The following is a 21973-nucleotide window of genomic DNA, read 5'->3' as shown; positions in this document are numbered from 1 at the left end:
CAGCGATTCGCCCTAGCCGTTCGCACCCCGCTCCACCCACGCCCCCACCCCGAGAAGCCGACCGCGCCACGCCGGGCGAGGCCCGGCGTGGAATCCAACTCAGAACAGCGTGATCGGCTTGACGATGTCGGCGTAGATGAGGAGGGCGCTCATGCCGCCGAGGACGAGGACGACGACGTAGGTGAGCGGGAGCAGGCGGGCGATGTCGACGGGGCCGGGGTCGCGGCGTCCGAAGAGCTTGGCGATCCGGCGGCGCAGGCCCTCCCAGAGGGCGCCGGCGATGTGGCCGCCGTCCATGGGGAGCAGCGGCACCAGGTTGAAGACGAGGAGGGCGACGTTGAGCGAGGCGAGGACGCCGACCATCGTCTGCACCTTCGACACGACGGGGAGCTGGTCGGAGGCGGCGATCTCGCCCGCGATCCGGCCGACTCCGACGACGCTGATCGGGCCGTTGGCGTCGCGCGCCTCCGAGCCGAACGCCGCCTGGGCGACGTCGATGAGGCGCTGCGGCAGGTTGAGGATGACGTGGGCGACGCTGGTGATGTTCGACCAGACCGTCTCGGGCACCGCGGTGATCGGCTGCTGCGCGAGGGCCGATGTGGGCGAGATGCCGATGAAGCCGACCGTCTGCGTCTCGATCGCACCGGAGGCGTCGGTGACGGGGGCGCCGTTCGCGTCGGTCACCGCGACCTCGTTCTCGGCGGGGGTGATCGTGAGGGTCAGCGGGGCGCCGTCGCGCTGGACGGACACGCTGAGCGGGACGCCCGCGGAGCGCTGGATGATCGGGGTCAGGTCGTTCCAGGTGCTCACCGGAGTGCCGTCGATCGCCGTGATCGTGTCGCCCGGCAGCAGGCCGGCCGCGGCTCCGGGTGCCAGCGGGTCGTCGGCGGTGCAGGTCGCGGTCGCGCGCTGCGACTCCGGGACCACGCACTGCGAGACCGCGGCGAGGGTGCTGGTGCTCTGCGGGATCCCGATGCCGCAGAGGAGGACGGTGAAGAGGACCGTGGCGATCACGAGGTTCATGAAGGGGCCGCCGGCCATGACGATCACGCGCTTCCACACGGGGAGCCGGTAGAACGCGCGGTGGTCCTCGCCGTCGCCGATCGTCTCGGCGCTGGCGGCGCGGGCCTCGTCGATCATCGTGGCGTAGGCGCCGCGCCGGGGCTCCTCGAGCTGGGCCTCGGAGGACGCCAGGCCGTTGAAGAAGCCGGTGCTCGACTCCGTGGGCCGGTCCCCCGGGTGCTTCGGCGGGTACATGCCGATCATGGCGATGTAGCCGCCGAGCGGGATCGCCTTGACGCCGTACTCCGTCTCGCCGCGGCGCCGGGAGAAGAGGGTCGGCCCGAACCCGATCATGTACTGCGTGACCTTGACCCCGAACAGCTTGGCGGGGAGGAGGTGCCCGACCTCGTGCAGGGCGATGGAGAGGGCGACGCCGACGGCGATGATGACGACGCCGAGGACGAAGAGCAGCACGGATTCCACCGACACACTGTAGGCCGGGCCCGCCCGTCCACGCTGGGGTGCGCCTGCACGGATCCGATGAACTCCGCGGCCGAGCGGATCAGCGGCGCGACGTCCGCCGACACGGATCCGCGGAGACGGAGCCCGTCCGGATGACCCCTGGTCAGACTCCGGCGATCCGCTCGTCCGCCGTGCGGCGCGCCCAGTCCTCCGCCGCGGCCAGCGACTCGCGGGTCAGCGCGCCGTCGACGCTGTGCGCGTCGACCACCGCCTCCACCGTCTCGAGGATGTCGAGGTAGCCGATCCGCCCGGCGTGGAACGCCTGCACGGCCTGCTCGTTCGCCGCGTTGAACACGGCCGGGTAGGAGGCGCCCGCCTCCCCGACGCGCTTCGCGAGCCGGACCGAGGGGAACGCCTCCTCGTCCAGCGGCTCGAACGTCCAGGAGTGGGAGCGGGTCCAGTCGAGCGGGACGCCGACCCCGGCGACGCGGTGCGGCCAGTCGAGGCCGAGCGAGATCGGGAGCCGCATGTCCGGCGGCGAGGCCTGGGCGATCGTCGAGCCGTCGACGTACTCGACCATCGAGTGGATCACCGACTGCGGGTGCACGGTGACGTCGATCCGGTCGTAGGGGACGTCGAAGAGCAGGTGCGCCTCGATCACCTCGAGCCCCTTGTTGACCAGAGTGGAGGAGTTGGTCGTGACGACCAGGCCCATGTCCCAGGTCGGGTGTGCGAGCGCCTGCGCCGGAGTGACGTCGCGGAGGGAGGCGCGGTCGCGTCCCCGGAACGGCCCGCCGGACGCGGTCAGCACGAGGCGGCGGACCTCGCGGTGCTCGCCCGCGAGGAGGGCCTGGGCGATCGCGGAGTGCTCGGAGTCGACCGGCACGATCTGGCCGGGACCGGCGAGCGAGGTGACGAGCTCGCCGCCGACGATCAGCGACTCCTTGTTGGCGAGGGCGAGCGTCCTGCCCTCCTCGAGCGCCGCGAGCGTCGGGCCGAGCCCCACCGAGCCGGTGATCCCGTTCAGCACGACGTCCGCATCGACCGAGCGGATCAGCTGCTCGGCCTCCTCCGCGCCGAACGCCGTGTGCTCGACGCCGAACGCGGACGCCTGCTCGGCGACGGCCGTCCGGTTCGAGCCGGCGGCGAGGCCGACGACCTCGAACCGCTCGCGGTTCGCGCCGATGACGTCGAGAGCCTGCGTGCCGATGGACCCGGTCGAGCCGAGGATGATGACCCTGCGCATCCGCCCATCCTGGCACGGAGCACCCAGCGCCTCCCGGTCAGCTGATGGCGAGGATGTCGACCACGAAGACGAGGGTGTCGGTCCCGCTGATCCCCGCGTTCTGGTTGCCCTGGTCGCCGTAGCCCTTCGACGGCGGGATGGTGACGAGCACCTGCGAGCCGACGGTCTGGCCGACCACGGCCTCCTTGAAGCCCTCGATCACGTCGCCGGTGCCGAAGGCGGCGGGAGCGGGCTTCCCCCAGCTCTGGTCGAACACCTCGCCGGTGCCCCAGACCACGCCCTGGTACTGCACGATCAGCTGGTCGCCGTCGGCCACGGTCGTGCCGCTCCCCTTCTTGAGGACGGCGAGCTGCAGGTCGGCGGGCGGGTCGGTCGACGGGATGGTGACGGTGGGCGCCCCGTCCTCGGCGAGCGCCACCGTCGGCAGGCCGTCGACCGGGGGCTGCGGCTCGCCGTCGGCGGCGGTCGGCACGATCTGCTCGACGTCGATCACCATGACGATCGAGTCGGTCGCGGCGATGCCGAACTGGCTCTGCCCGGCGTCGCCGAACGCGTCGGCCGGGGGAACGACGGCGACGACGCGCGAGCCGACGGTCGCGCAGTTGACGGCCTTCACGAGGCCGGCGAGGTACTGGTCGGTGTCGACTTCGAAGGCCGCACGGCCACCGGACGCGTAGCTGCTCGCCGAGAACTCGGCACCGCTCGTCCCGTTGTAGAGCGTGTAGTCGACCAGCACGGTGTCGCCCTCGGCGACCTCCTCGCCGGTGCCCTCGATCGCGACGGAGCGCTCGGTGGCGTCCACGCTGACCGGGCTGGGGAACACGGTGACCGGCTTGGTGGCGAAGTCGCCGCTGGTCTGCACCGCGGCGGTCGCCTCGCCCTCGGTCGCGCAGCCGAGCGGGGTGGTGGAGGCGGACGGCGCTGCATCCGGCTCCCCAGGGGTGCAGGCCGCCAGGCTCAGGGAGGCGCCGAGGACGGCGAGGATCGCGAGGGTTCTGCGCACAGGGGCACCTTTCGTGACCGGCGGCGGCCGGTGGACGTTCGGGGATCGCCTCCATCCTGCACGGCGCGCCTCGCAACGCGCTGGGTGCGGGTCCTCGAACGGTCCCAGGCCTACCATCGGGGCATGCGTGAATTCTCGGTCCCCCAGTCCCGAGAGCTCGTCACCGAGCTCCCCGGCCCGCGCTCCGTCGCCCTCCAGGAGCGCCGCGTCGCCAGCGTCTCCCGCGGCGCCGGGACGCTCGCGAACATCTACATGGACCACGCGTCGGGCGCGGTCCTGGTCGACGTCGACGGCAACCGCCTGATCGACCTCGGCTGCGGCATCGGAGTGACCACCATCGGCCACGCGCACCCCGCGGTCGCCGCGGCGGCCGCCGCGCAGGCCGAGAAGCTGACGCACACCCTCTTCACCGTCACTCCGTACGAGAACTACGTCCGGGTCGCCGAGAAGCTCGCCGAGATCACCCCCGGGGACTTCGAGAAGCACTCGATCCTGGTCAACTCCGGCGCGGAGGCGGTCGAGAACGCCGTCAAGATCGCGCGGAAGTTCACCGGCCGCCGCGCCATCGCGACGCTCGACCACGCCTTCCACGGCCGCACCAACCTCACGATGGCGATGACCTACCGCCCCTGGCCGGAGCGCGCGGGCATGGGCCCCTTCCCGGGCGAGATCTACAGCCTCCCGATCAGCTACCCGTTCCGCGACCCCGAGGGCATGACGGGCGAGGAGGCGGCCGAGCGCACCATCGACTACATCACCACCCACATCGGCGCGCAGGAGCTGGCCGCGCTCTTCGTCGAGCCGATCCAGGGCGACGGCGGCATCATCATCCCGGCGCCGGGCTACTTCCGCCGCCTGTCGGAGTTCTGCACCGAGAACGGCATCGTCTTCGTCGCGGACGAGATCCAGGCCGGCATCGCCCGCACCGGCACCTGGTACTCCATCGAGCACCACGGCGTGGTCCCGGACCTCATCACGACGGCCAAGGGCATCGCCGGCGGCTTCCCGCTCGCCGCCGTCACCGGCCGCGCCGAGATCATGGACGCCGTGCAGCCCGGCGGCATCGGCGGCACGTTCGGCGGCAACCCCGTCTCCACCGCCGCGGCGCTCGCGACGTTCGAGGCGATCGAGTCCGAGGGCCTGCTGGAGGAGGCGCAGCGGGTCGAGCGCCTGCTGCAGGCGCGGATCGGCGACTGGGCCGAGCGCTTCGCGGTCGTGGGCGAGGTCCGCGGCAAGGGCGCGATGTGGGGCGTCGAGCTCGTCCACCCGGGCACGAAGAAGCAGTACCCGGAGGCGCTCACGGCGATCCTGAAGCACGCCACCACGAACGGCGTGATCGTCCTCGACGCGGGCAGCTGGGACAGCGTGCTGCGGATCATGCCGAGCGTGGTCATCAGCGAGGAGCTCATCGACGACGCCGCGACGGTCATCGAGGAGGCGCTCGCCCAGTTCGGCTGATCCGCCGCATGACCGGAGCGGCATGGACGCCCCGGTAGCTTCGTCGGAATGCGGATCGACGACGACCACGAGAGGCCGACTCCCCCGGGGATCGGCCTCTCCGCGCGTCTGGCGCGCCTGTCCATCGGCGGCGTCGGCCGGCTGGTCTACCGGCCGATCGTGGAGGGGCGCGACAACGTCCCGGCCGAGGGACGCGTGATCCTGGCGGCCAACCACCTCTCGTTCATCGACTCCCCGGTGCTGACGCTGCTCGCCCCGCGGCCGGTGCAGTTCCTGGCCAAGTCGGACTACTTCACGGGGACCGGCGTGCGGGGCGCCCTCTCTCGCGCCTTCTTCACGAGCGTCGGAGCCGTCGCGGTCGAGCGCGGCGCCGGCCAGGCCGCTCAGGAGGCGCTGGACCTCGGCCGGGCGATCCTCGAGCGGGACGAGGCGTTCGCCGTCTACCCCGAGGGCACCCGCTCCCGCGACGGGCGCCTCTACAAGGGCCGCACCGGAGTGGCATGGCTCGCCCTCACCACGGGCGCGCCGGTGGTCCCCGTCGGCATGATCGGCACGCAGGAGCTCCAGCCGGTGGGCACGAGGGTGCCGCGCCTGCACCGGATCACGGTCCGCTTCGGGGCTCCGCTGGACCTCTCGCGGCACGGCTCCGCCGACTCCGGCCGCGCCCGACGCCACGCCACCGACGAGGTGATGGCGGCCGTCCACGCGCTCTCCGGGCAGGAGCTCGCCGGTGCGTACAACGAGTCGCCGCCGACGACCACGGTCGAGCGCATCCGCCGGGCGCTCCCGCACGAGCGCCGCTGAGCCTCAGCGCGCGGACGCCTCCGGCTCGTGGGCGACGGGGAAGTTCACCGAGTTGGCGATGAAGCAGAGCCGGGAGGCCTCGGCGTGCAGCGTCTGGGCGATCGCCACCATCGACTCCTCGGCGACAGTGACGCGGGGCCGGAGGGTCACCGAGGTGAAGCGGCCGCTCTCCCCCTCCTGCAGCATCGAGCCCACCGCGTCGTCCGTGTAGCCGGTGACGACGACTCCGTTCTTGACCGCCACGTGCAGGTAGGAGAGGAGGTGGCACTGCGCGAGCGCCGCGAGGAGCAGCTGCTCCGGGTTCCAGCGGTCGGCGTCGCCCCGGAAGGGCGTGTCGGCCGAGGCGAGGATGGGCGCCGGGCCCTCCGCCGTGACGGTCAGCTGGCGCCCGTACTCGCGGTAGCCGCTCGTGCCGGTGCCCCGGTCGCCCTCCCAGACGACGGACACCGCGTACTCGTGCTCGGACTTCATCGGGCTCCTCCTCGACGGCGGTGGATCAGGCCGGTCGCGCCGGTCTGGACCCCTGGACGCGGAACCGCCGCGGGTAGACTCCGAGGACCATGACAGACACGCTCGCCCCCCAGGTTCCCACGTCCGCAGTCCCCCAGGAGCGGCGCGTCGCGACCGAGATCCCCGGGCCGCGATCCCGGGCCCTGCACGAGCGCCGCCTCGCCGTCGTGCCCACCGGCGTCGGCACCGCGCTCCCCGTCTACATCGACCGCGCGCACGGCGCGATCCTGGTCGACGTCGACGGCAACAGCTTCATCGACCTCGGCGCCGGCATCGGCGTGACGACGATCGGGCACACCGACGACTCCGTCGTCGCGGCCGCCGCGGAGCAGCTCGCGCGACTCACGCACACCCTCTTCACCGTCACTCCCTACGAGCCCTACATCCGCGTCGCGGAGCTGCTCGCCGAGCACACCCCCGGCGACTTCGCCAAGAAGACCGTCCTGGTCAACTCCGGTGCCGAGGCGGTCGAGAACGCTGTCAAGATCGCGCGCAAGCACACCGGGCGCCCCGGCGTCGCGGTGCTCGACCACGCGTACCACGGCCGCACGAACCTCACGATGGCCATGAACTTCAAGGCGCTGCCCTACGGCCTGGGCTTCGGACCCTTCGCCAGCGACGTCCACCGCGCGCCGAGCTCGTACCCGTACCACGACGGCCTGTCGGGAGCCGAGGCCGCCCAGCGCGCGATCTCGTACCTCGAGAAGACCGTCGGCGCCTCGGCCCTGGCCTGCCTCGTCGCCGAGCCCATCCAGGGCGAGGGCGGCTTCATGGTCCCCGCCGACGGCTTCCTCCCGGCGCTGCAGGAGTGGTGCACGGCCAACGGCATCGTCTTCGTCGCCGACGAGATCCAGTCGGGCATGGCCCGCACCGGCGCCTGGTTCGCCAGCGAGCACCTGGGCCTCGTCCCCGACCTCGTCCTCTCGGCCAAGGGCATCGCCGGCGGCCTGCCGCTCGCGGGCGTGACGGGCCGCGCCGAGATCATGGACTCGGCGCAGGCCGGCGGACTGGGCGGCACCTTCGGCGGGAACCCCGTCGCCGCCGCCGCCGCCGTCGCGGTCTTCGAGCGCATCGAGCGCGAGGGCCTCCTCGCCGAGGCCGACCGGATCGGCGCCCGCCTGGGCGCGGCGCTGCGAGGCCTGCAGGAGCGCTACGACATCATCGGCGACGTCCGCGGCATCGGCGCGATGATGGCGATGGAGCTCGTGCAGCCCGGTACCGCCGGCACCACGAAGGAGCCGAACGCCGTCGCGGTCCAGGCGATCATCGACTACGCCGCCCAGCACGGGGTCCTCGTGCTGAGCGCCGGCACCTACGGCAACGTGGTCCGCTTCCTGCCGAGCCTCGCCCTCACCGACGAGCTGCTCGACGACGCCGTGTCGGTCATCGCCGACGCGTTCGCCACCCTCTAGGCGCGATCCTCCGAAGGCCACCGCGGGCGCCGATGCGCTCCCCGGTGGCCTTCGGCGTCTCCGGGAGCGCGGGACCGGTCGGCGCATCGGGCAGGATGGGGGGATGCCAGCAGGAACCTTCACCGTCGCCGAGTCCGTCGAGCTGGCCGTCGTCGAGCGATCCGGGTTCGTCGAGTCGCGCCACGCCGGCTCCGCCGTCCTCCTCGACTCCGAGGGCCGCGTCGCCCGCAGCCTCGGCACCCCGACGGCTCCCGTCTTCCCCCGCTCCTGCCTCAAGCCGTTCCAGGCCCTCGCGGTGATGACCGCCGGAGTCGAGCTGAACGGCGCGGAGGCGGTCATCGCCACCGCGAGCCACGCCGGCATCCCCCAGCACGTGGCGCTGGTGCAGAACCTGCTCTTCCGGGCCGGCCTGGACCACACCGCCCTGCAGTGCCCGGCCGACTGGCCCGGCGACTCCGGGACCCGCGCTCAGCTGCTGCGGGCGGGCGCGACTCCGGACCCGCTCTACATGAACTGCTCGGGCAAGCACGCGGCGATGCTGCTGGCCTGCGTGCAGAACGGCTGGAGCACCGAGGACTACCTCGAGCGGACGCACCCGCTGCAGCAGCACATCGTCGACACGATCGAGCGCCTCACCGGCGAGCGCGTCGTGGCCTCGGGGATCGACGGCTGCGGAGCTCCCGTGCACGCCCTTCCTCTGACCGCGCTGGCGAAGGGCGTCTCGCGGATCGTGTCCTCCTCCCCCGCCTCACCTTTCGGCCTCTACCGCCAGGCCGGCGTCCTCACGGCCGCGATCCTCGAGAACGCGTGGGCGATCGACGGCCCGGGCCGGGACAACACCGTCGTGATCGAGCGCCTGGGCGTGGTCGCCAAGCTCGGCGCCGAGGGCGTGCTCGTGATGGCCTCGCCCGACGGCACCACCGTCGCCCTGAAGATCCTCGACGGGAGCCTCCGCGCCGCGACCGTGGTCGCGCTGAAGCTCCTGGTCGAGGCGGACGCGGTGGACCGGACCGCGGCGAACGACGTGCTGGTGCGGCTGAACCCGGTCGTGTCGGGCGGCGGGCGCCCGGTCGGCGCGATCCGCGCCTCCTACGTCTGACCGCACCTCCCGGCACGCCCTGAGCTACTGCTCGCGCGCGAGGCGCTTCGCCCGGGCCGCCGCGGAGACCTGCGTGATCACCACCACGAGGATCGCCAGGACGAACACCGCCGATGCGATGACGTTCGCCTCCGCCGGGATGCCGCGCGCCGCCGCGATGTAGATGTACTTCGGGAACGTGGTGACCGATCCGGAGTTGAAGTTCGTGATGATGAAGTCGTCGAAGCTCAGCGCGAACGAGAGCAGCGCCGCGGCGAGGATGCCGGGCAGCAGCAGCGGGAAGGTGATCCGCCAGAAGACCTGGTTCGGCGACGCGTAGAGGTCGCGTCCCGCCTCCTCCAGCTTCGGGTCCAGGCTCGCCACCCGCGCCTTCACGGTGACCACGACGAAGCTGATGCAGAACATCGTGTGCGCCAGCACGATCGTGACCAGCCCCTTCTCGGCGCCCACGCTGAGGAACTGCGCGGCGAGGCCGGCTCCGAGCACCACCTCCGGAGTCGCCATGGGGAGGAACAGCAGCAGGCTGATCGCCGACCGGAACCGGAAGCGGAACCGCACGAGCGCGATGGCGATCATGGTGCCGAGCGCAGTGGCCAGCACGGTGGCGATCACACCGACCAGCAGGCTGTTCCCGAAGGCGGTCATCACCTCCTCGCTGGTCCAGGCCGACACCCACTTGTCGAGGGTGAACCCGCGCCAGGCGAGGTTGCTCTTCCCCGAGTCGTTGAAGGAGAAGACGAAGGTGTACCCGATAGGGATGAGCAGGAAGAGCAGCGCCAGCGCCGTGTAGACGCCGAGCCCGAGGCCCCGGAAGCGGCGGCGGCCCCGGATCGGGGCGGGGGGTGGCGCGCCGAGCGCCTCCTGGGCGCTCGCGAGCGGACGGTCGGCCGTCGCGGTCACAGGAGGTCCTCCGTTCCACTGCGCTTCACGTAGAAGCCGACGATGACCAGGATCACGGCCATCAGCACGATCGAGAGCGCGGCGGCCGCCGGGTAGTTCTCGAGCGTGAGGAAGTTCGCCTCGATCGCGTTGCCCACCATCGAGGTCTGCGACGAGCCGAGGAAGTCCCGGCTCGCGTTGATGTAGTCGCCCGCCGCGGGGATGAAAGTCAGCAGCGTGCCGGAGACGATGCCCGGCATCGACAGGGGGACGGTCACGCTCCAGAACACGGAGGCGGGGTGCGCGTAGAGATCCGACCCGGCCTCCAGGAAGCGCACGTCGAGGCGCTCGAGCGTCGTGTACAGCGGCAGCGTCATGAACGGGATGAAGTTGTAGGTGATGCCGAAGATCACGGCGATCGGCGTCCCCGTGAGGTGGCCGTCGCTCGGCAGGACCGCCACGGCCTTGAGCGCCTGCACGAGCGGGCTCTCGTCCGCGAGGATCTGCTTCCACGCCAGCGTCCGGAGCAGGAAGCTGATGAAGAAGGGCGCGATCACCAGCGTGAGGAGCAGGTTCTGCAGCAGCGGCCAGGGCCGCGCCTTCACTCCGATGAAGTAGGCCAGCGGGTAGCTGATCACCAGCGCGAGCACCGTCGCGATCAGCGCGTAGCCGAAGGAGCGGACCACGTGCGGCCAGTAGTCGCCCATCACCACGAGGTAGTTCTGCCAGGCGAACCCGGGGGCGTACTCGCCGATGTCCCCGTCCGGCACCTCGGCCTGGAACGAGGTGAGCACGAGCGAGATCAGCGGCGCCAGGAAGAACAGCAGCATGTAGGCGATGCCCGGCAGCAGCAGGACGAGCGCGATCGTCGACCGCCGGCGGACCGGAGCGTCCTGAGGATCCGCCTGCCCCGTGGCGAAGGCGGCGAAGGCCATGCCTACGCTCCCCCGCTGCGACCGGCCAGGAGCCCCCGGCGCTGCACGGCGATGGCGCTGGTGGAGTCGTCCGCCTCGAAGCGCGGGACCGAGCCCGGTTCGTCCGCGAGTCCGAAGCCGTGCTCGGTGCTGAAGCCGACCCACACCTCCGCTCCCTCGCCGACGACCGGCCCGAAGACCATGTTCTGCGCGAAGACGACCACCGGGCCCAGGCCCGGCATCCGGATCGTGTACTGGGTGCTGACCCCGCTGAAGGAGACGTCGACCACGCGGCCGGGCCCGAGCACGTTCCGGCCGGAGTCCGCCGGCGGCTCCTGCGTCAGCAGCAGGAGCTTCTCGGGGCGGACGCCGACCGTGATCTCCCCGCTCGTGCGGGCGCAGCGGGCGACGGGCACGACGATCCGGTGCCCGCCCGCGTCGACGGTGAGTGCGCGGTCGGTGCTGACGACCACCTCACCCGTGAAGAGGTTGGACTGGCCGAGGAAGTTCGCGACGAACGCGGTGCGCGGGAGCTCGTAGAGCTCCTCCGGCGCGCCCATCTGCTCGATCCTGCCCTTGTTCATCACCGCGACGGTGTCGGCCATCGTCATGGCCTCCTCCTGGTCGTGCGTGACGTGGAGGAAGGTGAGGCCCACCTCCTCCTGGATCGACTTGAGCTCCAGCTGCATCTGCCGGCGGAGCTTGAGGTCGAGGGCGCCGAGCGGCTCGTCGAGGAGGAGCAGGGCGGGCCGGTTGACGAGGGCGCGCGCGAGGGCGACCCGCTGCTGCTGACCACCGGAGAGCTGCGCGGGGCGGCGCTGGGCGAGGTGGTCGAGCTCGACCAGGCGGAGCGCCTCGTGCGCCTTGCCGACGGGGTCGGCGATCCTCCGCCGCTTCAGGCCGAAGGCGACGTTCTCGAGGATCGACATGTGCGGGAACAGCGCGTACGACTGGAACACGGTGTTGACGGGCCGCTGGTACGTCTTCGTCTCGGTGACGTCCCGCCCGCCGATGAGGATCCGGCCGGCGGAGGGCTCCTCGAGCCCGGCGACCAGGCGCAGCGTCGTCGTCTTGCCGCAGCCCGAGGGGCCCAGCAGGGCGAAGAAGGAGCCCGCCGGGATGGTGAGGTCCAGGGAGTCGATGGCCGTGAAGCCCGGGTACTGCTTGCTGATCCCGACCAGCTGGAGGTCGGCGCCGCTCTCGGCGAAGGTCCCGATCGCCATCAGATGCCCAGGAGCACCTTCTGGAACTCGGCCTGGTACTCCTTCTCCTCCGCGGCGGTCAGGGTCCGGAACACGTGCGCCTGCGCGAGCGTGTCCTCGTCGGGGAAGATCAGCTGGTTCTCGGCCAGCTCCGGATCGATGCTCTCCATGACGTCCTTCGCTCCATCCACGGGGGTGATGTAGTTGACCCAGGCGGCCACCTCGGCGGCGACCTCGGGCTCGTAGTAGTAGTTCATCAGGGCCTCGGCGTTGGCCTTGCGCTCGGAGCCCATCGGGACCACGAAGGTGTCGTTCCAGAGTGCGCCGCCCGAGTCGGGGAAGGCGAACTCCCACTTGTCGCCGGCCTCGGCGTTGATCAGGGTGATGTCACCGGACCAGCAGATCGCCGCGAGGGTGTCCTCGTTCTGCAGGTCGTTGAGGTACGCGTTCCCCTTGATGTTGCGGATCTGACCGGCGTCGACCTGCTCGCGGAAGACGTCGATCGCGTTCATGTACTCGTCGTCGCCCCAGGAGCCGGCGATGTCCGTCCCCTGAGCGAGCATGATCAGCCCGATCGTGTCGCGCATCTCGCTCAGCACGCCGACGCGGCCGCGGAGCGACGGATCCCACAGCTCCTCGATGCTCGAGAGGCCCTTCGGCAGCTTCTCCCTGTTCCAGCAGATGCCCGAGAACCCCGCCTGGTACGGGAGGGAGAGCCGGCGGCCCGGATCGAAGTCGGGGTTCGCCAGCGAGGGGGTGAGGTTGGCGATGTTCGGGATGTTCGCGTGGTCGAGCTCCTGCACGTAGCCGCGGCGGACCAGGCGCGAGACCATCCACTCCGTCAGGCAGACCGTGTCGGCGCCGATGTACTGCCCGAGTGCGAGCTGGTCCTTCACCTTGCCGTAGTACGAGTTGTTGTCGTCGACGGCGACGTTGTAGGTCACCGCGATGCCCGTCTGCTCCTCGAAGCCCTGGAGCGTGGGGTGGTTCCCGTCGTCGTCCTCGTCCATGTAGGCGGGCCAGTTGTCCCACACCAGGCGCGGGTCGCCGGCCGATCCGTCGGCGGCGGCGGTCGGAGCGGCACGGGTCTGCGGGGCGCAGGCGGCCAGGGCGAGGGCACCCGCTCCGAGGCCGATCCCGCCGAGGACCGCCCGACGCGAGAGGACCGCCCGGCGCTCGCGCTCGTGCGAGCGTGCCGCGGCGACGGCCCGGCGGAGGACGGGATCCCTCGGGAGGGGACGGGTCATGGCGGGGGCTCCTGACTGCGTCGGGGCTCGTGCCTCGGGGGCCGAACGTGGGGAAATACTGGCACAGCGCTCATCCGCCTGTCACGGCGAACGGAGGAGAACGCTCATCCGGAAACATGATCGTCACGAATTCCGCACCCGGAGGCCGTGTCGACCGCCGATTCGGTCCCCGGAGGCCGTGCCGTCAGCGGGTGAGGGGCGGGCGTCCCGAGCCGCCGGCGGACCCGTCGACGCGCTCGACCGCCATCTCGACGGAGGAGAGCAGGATCCGGCTGCCGAGCTTCGCGCGGTAGCGGCGGCCGGCCTCGAGCGGGAGCGGCGCCTGGGTCGGCGCGACCAGCACGGACCCGTTGGCCGACCAGCGGTCCCTGACCCAGAGCCCACCCTCGTCGAAGCCGAACTCGAGGTGGGTCTTGGAGAGGGATCGCGACGGATCCGGGATCGCGAGGATGTGCCGGAACGTCTCGTTGGGGTCCGGGAGCGGCTGGCGTCCGATCAGGCCGTTGCCGGTCACGATCGCGTGCTGCCCGGTCGCGAAGCTGAGGCGCACGAGCCCCTGCGAGGGCGGCGCCATCGGTGCGCCGGGGGCGGGACGCCGGTGCCGGCCGGGGGCCAGGCCCGGCAGCCAGGCACGGCGGGACGGGTCGAGGACCGTCGTGTCGCCGGACGACGAGGGGCGGGACGCACCCGTCGTGGCATGCGCCGCCACCGACGAACCGCACTCGCCGCAGAGGATCGCCCCGGGAGCGAGGTTGGAGCCACACGTGCTGCAGATCACCGAGAACGCCCTTCCGCTCACCATCGTACCCAGCGCCGGCGCGGGGAGCCCCGAGCCGGCCGAACCCGACGCGAACCGGCAGGCGCAGGACCGTCGTACGGCCGTTCGGCGCGTGCGGGCGGTCCGGCGGCACCGCGACCGCGGCCGTCCCGTGCCGGAGCGCTGCTCGTCAGACCGGTGCGCCGGCCTCCTCGTCGCCGGTGACCGCGAGGACGTCGACGACGATCACGGTGACGTTGTCGCGCCCGCCGTTGTCCAGCGCGGCGTCGACCAGGGCGTCGGCCGCCTCCTGAGCGGAGCCGGTGCCGCTGAGCAGGTGGCCGACGCCGGCATCGGTCAGCTCCTTCGTGAGTCCGTCCGAGCAGATCAGCAGACGCGATCCGGCGAGGACGGGCACGAGCCGGTAGTCGGGGACGGGCGCCTCGTGGAAGCCGACCGCGCGGGTGATCACGTTGCTGTGCGGATGCACGTCGGCCTCGTCGCGGGAGATCAGGCCCGCGTCGACCAGCTCCTGGACGATGGAGTGGTCCACGGTGAGCTGCACGAGGGTCCCGGCGACGCTCAGGTACACGCGCGAGTCGCCGATGTTGAAGACGGACCAGTAGGGCTCTCCCCCGACCACCGTGAGCGCGATCCCGGTGACCGTGGTCCCGGTGCCGACGTCGGCCGTGTGCGACTGCCGGGCGATGTCCCCGACCGCCTCCCGAAGCGCCCGGTCGATCTCCTCCGCTCCGACGGTCGCGCCGAGCGCCGCGGTGGACAGGCGCGACACGACCGCGTCGCTGGCGACCTCTCCTGCCGCGTGCCCGCCCATCCCGTCGGCGACAGCGAAGAGCGGGCTCTTGGCGAGGTAGCTGTCCTCGTTCGCGCTGCGCACGTGGCCGGTCTCGGTGCGCGCGGCCCAGCCGAGGGTCACTTCGGCCGAGGGCGCGTCGGAGCTCCAGGCGGAGACGGGGACGGTGACGGACGCGCGGCTGCGGCCGATCTGCGTCATCGCTGCTCCTCGCATCCCCGTGGCCCGCGGCCGTCCGGTCCGACGGCCCGCGACCGCCGGCTCCAGGGGTGCCCGGCCGCCCCCCGATGGTAGTCGCTGACGGCCCTCCGCCGAGCCGGCCGCCATCGCTGTCGCCCGATGTCCGTCGCGCAGACGGGACCACGCTCCGACCACCGGATCCGATGCCGGAGCGAGCTCCGACGTGCGGATCCACTTGCCCGGGCCCCCGTGGACTGCCAGAATCGCCGCATGGCCCCGTCTCGCCCACCCTCTCAGCGTCCTGTCCAGCTCGACGAGGTGTCGAAGGCGATCATCGAGCAGCTGCAGGCCGACGGTCGGCGCTCGTACGCCGAGATCGGCAAGGCCGTGGGCCTGAGCGAGGCGGCCGTCCGGCAGCGGGTGCAGAAGCTCACGGAGTCGGGCGTCATGCAGATCGTCGCGGTGACGGATCCGATGCAGCTCGGCTTCTACCGCCAGGCGATGATCGGTGTGCGCGTCACCGGCGACACCCGCGACGTCGCGGACCGGCTCGCCTCCATCCCCGCCGTCGACTACGTCGTGCTGACAGCCGGCTCCTTCGACATCCTCGCCGAGGTCGTGTGCGAGAACGACGACGATCTAATCGCCCTGCTCAATCAGGAGATCCGGTCGCTTCCCGGCGTGCTCTCGACCGAGACCTTCGTCTATCTGAAGCTCCACAAGCAGTTCTACAACTGGGGAACGCGGTAAAAGATGACCACCGAGACAGCCTTCTCGACCTCCGGCCTCGAGTCGGGCGATCCCGTCCGCGGGACCGACGCGCCAGGGGGGATCGACGACGCCTCCCTGCAGAAGAAGGCGAAGGACCACCTCTGGATGCACTTCACCCGTCAGTCGACGATGGACTCCGGCGCGGGCGTGCCGATCATCACGCGCGGCGAGGGACACCACATCTGGGACAGCACCGGGCGCAAGTACTTCGACGGCCTGTCCGGCCTCTTCGTCGTCAATGCGGGACACGGGCGGCGCCGACTGGCGGAGGCCGCGGCGAAGCAGGCGTCCGAGCTCTCCTTCTTCCCGCTCTGGTCCTACGCGACCCCCTCGGCGATCGAGCTGGCCGACCGGCTCGCCGACCACGCGCCGGGCGACCTCAACCGGGTCTTCTTCTCGACCGGCGGCGGCGAGGCTGTGGAGACGGCTTTCAAGCTCGCCAAGCACTACTGGAAGCTGCAGGGCAAGCCGGGCAAGCACAAGGTCGTCTCGCGCTCGGTCGCGTATCACGGCACTCCCCAGGGAGCGCTCGCGATCACGGGCATCCCCGGGATGAAGTCGATGTTCGAGCCGCTGGTGCCGGGCGGCTTCCGCGTCCCCAACACCAACTTCTACCGGGCTCCCGAGCACGGCGACGACCTGGAGGCGTTCGGCCTGTGGGCGGCGAACCGCATCGAGGAGATGATCGAGTTCGAGGGGCCGGACACGGTGGCCGCCGTGTTCCTGGAACCCGTGCAGAACTCGGGCGGCTGCTTCCCGCCCCCTCCCGGGTACTTCCAGAGGGTCCGCGAGATCTGCGACAAGCACGACGTGCTGCTGGTGTCCGATGAGGTGATCTGCGCGTTCGGCCGCATCGGGCACATGTTCGCCTGCGACGAGTACGGCTACGTGCCGGACATGATCACCTGCGCGAAGGGGATGACCAGCGGCTACTCCCCCATCGGCGCGACGATCGTCAGCGATCGGATCTACGAGCCCTTCCGCCACGGTCAGGTCGTCTTCCCGCACGGCTACACCTTCGGCGGCCACCCCGTCTCGGCCGCGGTCGCGCTCGAGAACCTCGACATCTTCGAGGAGGAGGGCCTGAACGAGCGCGTGCGCGAGAACTCGCCCGTCTTCCGGTCCACGCTCGAGAAGCTGCTCGACCTGCCGATCGTCGGCGACGTCCGGGGCGACGGCTACTTCTTCGGCATCGAGCTGGTGAAGGACAAGGCGACGAAGGAGACGTTCGACGAGGACGAGTCGGAGCGGCTGCTGCGCGGATTCCTCTCGAAGGGGCTCTTCGACGCGGGGCTGTACTGCCGGGCGGACGACCGCGGCGATCCCGTCGTCCAGCTCGCGCCGCCGCTCACCATCGGCCCGCGCGAGTTCGACGAGATCGAGCAGATCCTCCGGAGCGTGCTCACCGAGGCCTGGTCGCGGCTCTAGCGCCCTCACGCGGCGCGCTCCCGCCGATCGGCGGCGAGTGCGGCCGCGACTCGGCGCGCACCTGCGTGGTGCGGATCGAGAGCGACGGCCTCGTCGGCGAGCCGTCCGGCCTCGTCGGCACGGCCCTCACCGGCCAGGATCCGGGCGAGGAGGACGAGCACTCCGGCTCGCTCACTCGGGGGTGCGACGACGGCGGCACGGCGGAGCAGCGGGGCGAGCGCTCCCGCCGCGCCGGGGTCACCGCTCCGCGCGGACCGCAGCACGCGGTCCGCACCGCGGCTGCGCTGCACGGCCACGACGAGCGCAGCCAGGCCCGCAGGCCGGACCTCGGGATCGGGACCGGTGAGAGCTCGCCGGACGAGGTCGTCGACGCCGTGCAACAGCACGTCGGGCAGTTCGGCGCGCGGGTGGCGGTCGAGGAGACGGTCGACCGCGGCGGCCACCGCTCGCGGGTCGTCCCGGTCGCCGGCCTCGAGCCCGTCGTCGCGGCCGGACGACGGGAGCACGGCGACGCGGAGGGCGAGGCCGGGGAGCCGGCGCGCACGCTCCTCGAGGGCGGCGACGAGTCCCTCGCACGACTCCGGACCCGCCTCGCCGGGATGCACCAGCGCGAGTGCTCGCTGCACCCGCCCGAACCGGCCGAGCGCACCGAGGCTGGCCCGCGCGATCAGGGACGGATCCGCCCCCGACAGCTCGAAGCGGAGCGAGCCGCTCGGCGCGCCGGCCCGGAACGGGACGAGCACGAGGCTCGCCTCGGCCGCACCCCGCCGGGACCCGTGAGCGGCGTGGAACAGGGCGGCGTCGTCGGGTGAGGCCGGGACACGCGAGGCGGGAGCGGGGTGGAGGAAGATCGCTGAGGAGGTCATGCTGCGATCCTGCCGACCCTCGCACCCGCCGGGAGCGACGGCCCTCGGGATCATCGGAAGGATCTCGAGATCGCCGCCTGTGGAGGGAGAGGTCCCATCGACACCGAATCGCCGGCGCACGGATGGCGCCCTCCGGCCCCCAGGAATTCCTCCACAGGGACCGATCGGCCGAGTTCTGCACCGGTGTCCGATTCCCGCCGGTCGGTGGGGAGTCCCGCGGATACTCTCGACGCATGAGAACGACTCCCCTTCACGTCCGACGGACGACGAGCCCCCTCGGCCGCATCGAGGTGGGCAGCGACGGCGATGCGATCGTCTCGCTCGCCATCGAGCAGGCCGGTCTGCTCCCGCACGAGCACCTCCCGGAGTCGGACCTCCCGGTGCTCCTGCGGGCCGTCGAGCAGCTGGACGAGTACTTCGACGGGACCCGCCGCTCTTTCGATCTGCCGGTCGCTCTGCGCGGCACGCCCTTCCAGCTCGAGATCTGGCAGCGGCTCCAGGCTCTGGGCTTCGGGGAGATCACCTCCTACGGCGCACTGGGCACGGCCGCCGGTCGCCCCCGAGCGGGCCGGCCGATCGGCGGAGCGGTCGGTGCGAACCCGGTGCCGATCATCGTGGGCTGCCACCGCGTCCTCGCGAGCGACGGACGGATCACCGGCTTCAGCGCGGGCGAGGGCGTCGCCACGAAAGCCTGGCTTCTCGATCACGAGGGGATCCCCCACCGATGAGCACGGCCGACGGACTCGTCGAGGGAGAGGACGGCCTGGTCCGCTGCGCCTGGAGCGGCGCGGATCCGGAGTACCGCCGCTATCACGACGAGGAATGGGGCACCCCGCTGCACGGAGATCGCCTGCTGTTCGAGAAGATCTCCCTCGAGGCGTTCCAGTCCGGCCTCTCCTGGATCACGATCCTCCGCAAGCGGCCGAGGTTCCGCGAGGCCTTCGACGGCTTCGATCCGGCCCGGGTCGCCCGGTACGACGACACCGATGTCGAGCGGCTGATGGAGGACAGCGGCATCATCCGGAACCGCGCGAAGATCATCGCCACCCGGGACAACGCCCGGGCCGTGCTCGCGCTCCTCGAGCAGAGAGGCGAGGGCGCGCTCGACGAGCTCGTGTGGTCCTTCCACGATCCGGACGTCGAGGACCGGGTGGTCCGAGCCGCCGACGTCCCTGCGACGACGCCCGGGTCGACGGCGCTCGCGCGAGCGCTGAAGGCCGCGGGGCTCCGCTTCGTCGGACCGACCACCGCGTACGCGCTGATGCAGTCGGCCGGAGTCGTCGACGATCACCTCACCGGCTGCTGGCGCCGACGCTGACGCCTACGACTCCGGCACGACGAGGTCGAGCTCTCCCGTGTGCCGGTTCTCGGCGAGCAGGAACCCGCGCCCGGCCGCCCACGCCGAGAGCTCGCCGAGTGACTCCGTCGCCACCCGGTCCTCCGCCAGCGCCCTGACGAAGCGCCCCTTGCCCTGCTTGTTGAAGTGGTTCAGCGACCGGAGGGCGCCGTCGGCCCCGCGCGAGCGGACGCGGACGAAGAACCGCCCCTCGCCCGCGGGAACCGGTCCGAGCGCCGCGTACGCCTCGCTCCGCAGATCGAGGACGAGCCCGTCGAGCGCGCTCAGCACCCGCCCGGCCTCCGCTGCCCACCAGCGCTTGAGCGGCCTCCCCGGGAGACGGGAGTCGTGGGACAGACGGTAGGCAGGGATCAGGTCGAGGGCGCGGATCGGCCCCCAGAGCGCGGACTGCACGATCGCCGTCCGACCGAGCACCTCCCGTGCACCGGGATCGAGGCTGCGCGCGTCGAGCGCATCGAAGAGCACCCCGTCGAAGCGGTCGACCGCGGGGAGGCCTGCCGCGGTCGCGAGCGCCGCGTTGCGATCGATCTCGCCGAGCTGACGCGGACCGAGCTTCAGCGCCCGGGCCGAGAGCTCGCGGTCCCCGGCCAGCGCGATCAGCGCCTCCGCCAGCTCGCGCCGCTTCGGGTGGAGCTCGGGGAAGGCGAGCGACTCGAGCACGAACGGCTCGTCGCCGCCGTCGCGCTTCGTCTCGGACGGTGGCAGCAGGACGTGCACAGGACTCCTTCGGAGAAGAGGGACGGGCGGCACGACGAAGGGGCCGGACGATCGCGATGATCGTCCGGCCCCTCCGTGCCGCGGTGAGCGGCGGTGTACTAGACCAGCGATGCCTGACGGGCGACCACGGTCACCACGTCGTTCTCGACGGACAGGAAGCCGTCGTCGGCCTGCGCGGTGAGACGCGTTCCGTCCAGGGCCGTGACGCGAACCTCGCCGGTGGCGAGGATCGCGAGCATCGGCTCGTGGCCGGCGAGGATGCCGATCTCGCCCTCGACGGTGCGAGCCGTGAGCTGCTTCGCCTCTCCTGACCACACCTCGGCGTTCGCGGACACGACGCTGACCTTCAGGGTCCCGGCCATGATCAGCCGTTCTCCTTCTGGATCTGGGTCCACTTCTCCTCGACGTCCGAGATCGAGCCGACGTTGAAGAACGCCTGCTCGGCCACGTGGTCGAACTCGCCCTTGGTGATCGCGTCGAACGACTCGATCGTGTCCTTCAGCGGGACGGTCGATCCCTCGACACCGGTGAACTTCTTCGCCATGTAGGTGTTCTGCGAGAGGAACTGCTGGATCCGGCGCGCACGCGACACCGTGATCTTGTCCTCCTCCGACAGCTCGTCGACACCGAGGATCGCGATGATCTCCTGCAGCTCCTTGTTCTTCTGCAGGATCTGCTTCACGTTCGTCGCCACACGGTAGTGGTCGGCGCCCAGGTAGCGGGGGTCGAGGATTCGCGAGGTGGACGTGAGCGGGTCGACGGCCGGGTAGAGGCCCTTCGACGCGATCTCACGGGAGAGCTCGGTGGTCGCGTCGAGGTGGGCGAAGGTGGTCGCCGGCGCCGGGTCGGTGTAGTCGTCGGCGGGGACGTAGATCGCCTGCAGCGAGGTGATCGAGTGTCCGCGCGTCGAGGTGATGCGCTCCTGGAGCACACCCATCTCGTCGGCGAGGTTCGGCTGGTAGCCCACCGCGGAGGGCATGCGGCCCAGGAGGGTCGACACCTCCGAGCCGGCCTGCGTGAAGCGGAAGATGTTGTCGATGAAGAGCAGCACGTCCTGCTTCTGCACATCGCGGAAGTACTCCGCCATGGTCAGGGCCGACAGGGCGACGCGCAGACGCGTTCCCGGCGGCTCGTCCATCTGGCCGAAGACGAGAGCGGTCTTGTCGAAGACGCCCGCCTCCTCCATCTCGGCGATGAGGTCGTTGCCCTCACGGGTGCGCTCGCCGACGCCGGCGAACACGGACACTCCACCGTGGTCCTGCGCGACGCGCTGGATCATCTCCTGGATGAGGACGGTCTTGCCGACGCCCGCTCCGCCGAACAGGCCGATCTTGCCGCCCTGCACGTACGGAGTGAGCAGGTCGATGACCTTGATGCCGGTCTCGAACAGCTCGGTCTTGGACTCGAGCTGGTCGAACTGCGGGGGCTTGCGGTGGATGGGCCAGCGCTCGGTGATCTCGAACGACTCTCCGTTGATCTTCCCGTCGGCGTCGGCGTTGAGCACCTCGCCGATCACGTTGAAGACCTTGCCCTTGGTCACGTCGCCGACCGGGACCGAGATCGGCAGGCCGGTGTCGTGGACCTCCTGGCCGCGGACGAGTCCGTCGGTGGGGTTCAGGGAGATGGCCCGGACGAGGTCGTCGCCGAGGTGCTGCGCGACCTCGAAGGTCAGCTTGCTCGAGACGCCCTCGACCTCGACGTGCGTGTAGAGCGCGTTGTAGACCTCGGGGATCGCGTCGTGGGGGAACTCGATGTCAACGACGGGGCCGGTGACGCGGGCGATGCGGCCGATGGCCCCGCCCGACGTCCCGGTCGCCGCCTCAGGTGCGGTCAGTGTCATTGCTA

General features: G+C 71.4%; 22 protein-coding genes. 8 read left to right on the top strand and 14 right to left on the bottom strand.

Annotated features, from left to right (window positions below; genetic code table 11):
• Positions 1–99: 99 nt before the first annotated feature.
• The 3 genes from C5D66_RS01750 to C5D66_RS01740 all read right to left on the bottom strand — a co-directional run bounded on the left by C5D66_RS01750 (position 100) and on the right by C5D66_RS01740 (position 3713).
• Positions 100–1485, bottom strand: coding sequence for an RIP metalloprotease (locus C5D66_RS01750; protein WP_258061194.1), 1386 nt, complete (start codon positions 1483–1485; stop codon positions 100–102).
• A gap of 142 nt (positions 1486–1627) precedes the next feature.
• Complete coding sequence (locus tag C5D66_RS01745) at positions 1628–2710, bottom strand: 1-deoxy-D-xylulose-5-phosphate reductoisomerase (RefSeq protein ID WP_104256707.1); 1083 nt, start codon at positions 2708–2710, stop codon at positions 1628–1630.
• 37 nt (positions 2711–2747) lie between these two features.
• A complete protein-coding gene (locus tag C5D66_RS01740; protein WP_181067882.1) occupies positions 2748–3713 on the bottom strand; it encodes an FKBP-type peptidyl-prolyl cis-trans isomerase in 966 nt (321 codons plus the stop codon).
• A 123-nt stretch (positions 3714–3836) separates the two neighbouring features.
• Between C5D66_RS01740 and C5D66_RS01735 the strand changes: the two genes are divergently transcribed.
• Positions 3837–5171, top strand: coding sequence for an aminotransferase class III-fold pyridoxal phosphate-dependent enzyme (locus C5D66_RS01735; RefSeq protein ID WP_104223043.1), 1335 nt, complete (start codon positions 3837–3839; stop codon positions 5169–5171).
• Between the two features lie 48 nt (positions 5172–5219).
• Positions 5220–5975, top strand: a complete 756-nt coding sequence (locus C5D66_RS01730; protein ID WP_104223042.1) for a 1-acyl-sn-glycerol-3-phosphate acyltransferase — start codon at positions 5220–5222, stop codon at positions 5973–5975.
• Positions 5976–5978: 3 nt separating this feature from the next.
• Here the strand turns inward: C5D66_RS01730 and C5D66_RS01725 are convergent, their stop codons facing one another.
• Positions 5979–6446 carry an OsmC family protein gene (locus C5D66_RS01725; protein WP_104223041.1) on the bottom strand — a complete coding sequence of 156 codons (468 nt, stop codon included), beginning with the start codon at positions 6444–6446 and terminating at the stop codon, positions 5979–5981.
• A gap of 89 nt (positions 6447–6535) precedes the next feature.
• Between C5D66_RS01725 and gabT the strand changes: the two genes are divergently transcribed.
• Together gabT and C5D66_RS01715 are read left to right on the top strand one after the other, a co-directional pair.
• Positions 6536–7897, top strand: coding sequence for a 4-aminobutyrate--2-oxoglutarate transaminase (gabT, locus tag C5D66_RS01720; protein ID WP_104255047.1), 1362 nt, complete (start codon positions 6536–6538; stop codon positions 7895–7897).
• Positions 7898–8000: 103 nt separating this feature from the next.
• Positions 8001–8996, top strand: a complete 996-nt coding sequence (locus C5D66_RS01715) for an asparaginase (RefSeq protein ID WP_104255048.1) — start codon at positions 8001–8003, stop codon at positions 8994–8996.
• A gap of 24 nt (positions 8997–9020) precedes the next feature.
• On the opposite strand, the gene C5D66_RS01710 is transcribed toward C5D66_RS01715, so the two are convergent.
• From C5D66_RS01710 to C5D66_RS01685, 6 genes are all read right to left on the bottom strand, one after another.
• Positions 9021–9827, bottom strand: a complete 807-nt coding sequence (locus tag C5D66_RS01710; RefSeq protein ID WP_181027101.1) for an ABC transporter permease — start codon at positions 9825–9827, stop codon at positions 9021–9023.
• A 65-nt stretch (positions 9828–9892) separates the two neighbouring features.
• Positions 9893–10810, bottom strand: a complete 918-nt coding sequence (locus C5D66_RS01705) for an ABC transporter permease (RefSeq protein ID WP_104255049.1) — start codon at positions 10808–10810, stop codon at positions 9893–9895.
• 2 nt (positions 10811–10812) lie between these two features.
• Positions 10813–12012: an ABC transporter ATP-binding protein gene (locus tag C5D66_RS01700; protein ID WP_104255050.1), complete on the bottom strand. Its 1200-nt coding sequence runs from the start codon at positions 12010–12012 to the stop codon at positions 10813–10815.
• Positions 12012–13238, bottom strand: a complete 1227-nt coding sequence (locus C5D66_RS01695) for a PotD/PotF family extracellular solute-binding protein (protein ID WP_104249589.1) — start codon at positions 13236–13238, stop codon at positions 12012–12014. Before C5D66_RS01695 ends, C5D66_RS01700 begins: the two co-directional genes overlap by 1 nt.
• Positions 13239–13422: 184 nt before the next feature.
• Positions 13423–13947, bottom strand: a complete 525-nt coding sequence (locus C5D66_RS01690; protein WP_104223034.1) for a hypothetical protein — start codon at positions 13945–13947, stop codon at positions 13423–13425.
• A gap of 238 nt (positions 13948–14185) precedes the next feature.
• Positions 14186–15010 carry a PP2C family serine/threonine-protein phosphatase gene (locus C5D66_RS01685; RefSeq protein WP_104225583.1) on the bottom strand — a complete coding sequence of 275 codons (825 nt, stop codon included), beginning with the start codon at positions 15008–15010 and terminating at the stop codon, positions 14186–14188.
• A 249-nt stretch (positions 15011–15259) separates the two neighbouring features.
• Here C5D66_RS01685 and C5D66_RS01680 point away from each other — a divergent pair, with 249 nt between their 5' ends.
• Both C5D66_RS01680 and C5D66_RS01675 read left to right on the top strand, forming a co-directional pair.
• Complete coding sequence (locus C5D66_RS01680) at positions 15260–15739, top strand: Lrp/AsnC family transcriptional regulator (protein ID WP_104223032.1); 480 nt, start codon at positions 15260–15262, stop codon at positions 15737–15739.
• A 3-nt stretch (positions 15740–15742) separates the two neighbouring features.
• A complete protein-coding gene (locus C5D66_RS01675; protein WP_104223031.1) occupies positions 15743–17188 on the top strand; it encodes an aspartate aminotransferase family protein in 1446 nt (481 codons plus the stop codon).
• Positions 17189–17193: 5 nt separating this feature from the next.
• Here C5D66_RS01675 and C5D66_RS01670 read toward each other — a convergent pair whose 3' ends face one another.
• Entirely contained in the window at positions 17194–18054 is an 861-nt protein-coding gene (locus C5D66_RS01670; RefSeq protein ID WP_104255051.1) for a hypothetical protein, read from the bottom strand.
• 233 nt (positions 18055–18287) lie between these two features.
• On the opposite strand from C5D66_RS01670, the gene C5D66_RS01665 reads away from it, so the two are divergent.
• Both C5D66_RS01665 and C5D66_RS01660 read left to right on the top strand, forming a co-directional pair.
• The gene (locus tag C5D66_RS01665) at positions 18288–18782 is read left to right on the top strand and encodes a methylated-DNA--[protein]-cysteine S-methyltransferase (RefSeq protein ID WP_104223029.1); all 495 of its coding nucleotides are present in this window, start codon (positions 18288–18290) and stop codon (positions 18780–18782) included.
• Positions 18779–19372 carry a DNA-3-methyladenine glycosylase I gene (locus C5D66_RS01660; RefSeq protein ID WP_104232699.1) on the top strand — a complete coding sequence of 198 codons (594 nt, stop codon included), beginning with the start codon at positions 18779–18781 and terminating at the stop codon, positions 19370–19372. The genes C5D66_RS01665 and C5D66_RS01660 overlap by 4 nt, the downstream gene beginning before the upstream one ends.
• 3 nt (positions 19373–19375) lie before the next feature.
• Here the strand turns inward: C5D66_RS01660 and C5D66_RS01655 are convergent, their stop codons facing one another.
• From C5D66_RS01655 to atpD, 3 genes are all read right to left on the bottom strand, one after another.
• Positions 19376–20128, bottom strand: coding sequence for a YaaA family protein (locus tag C5D66_RS01655; RefSeq protein WP_104255052.1), 753 nt, complete (start codon positions 20126–20128; stop codon positions 19376–19378).
• Between the two features lie 98 nt (positions 20129–20226).
• Positions 20227–20490: a F0F1 ATP synthase subunit epsilon gene (locus C5D66_RS01650; protein ID WP_104223026.1), complete on the bottom strand. Its 264-nt coding sequence runs from the start codon at positions 20488–20490 to the stop codon at positions 20227–20229.
• Positions 20491–20492: 2 nt separating this feature from the next.
• Entirely contained in the window at positions 20493–21968 is a 1476-nt protein-coding gene (gene atpD, locus C5D66_RS01645; protein WP_104223025.1) for a F0F1 ATP synthase subunit beta, read from the bottom strand.
• Positions 21969–21973: the final 5 nt, after the last annotated feature.

This window comes from Rathayibacter sp. AY1B4, from assembly GCF_002932815.1.
GTDB lineage: Bacteria > Actinomycetota > Actinomycetes > Actinomycetales > Microbacteriaceae > Rathayibacter.
The sequence above is the reverse complement of the archived record's forward strand: the minus strand, read 5'-3'. Positions and strand labels throughout refer to the sequence as shown.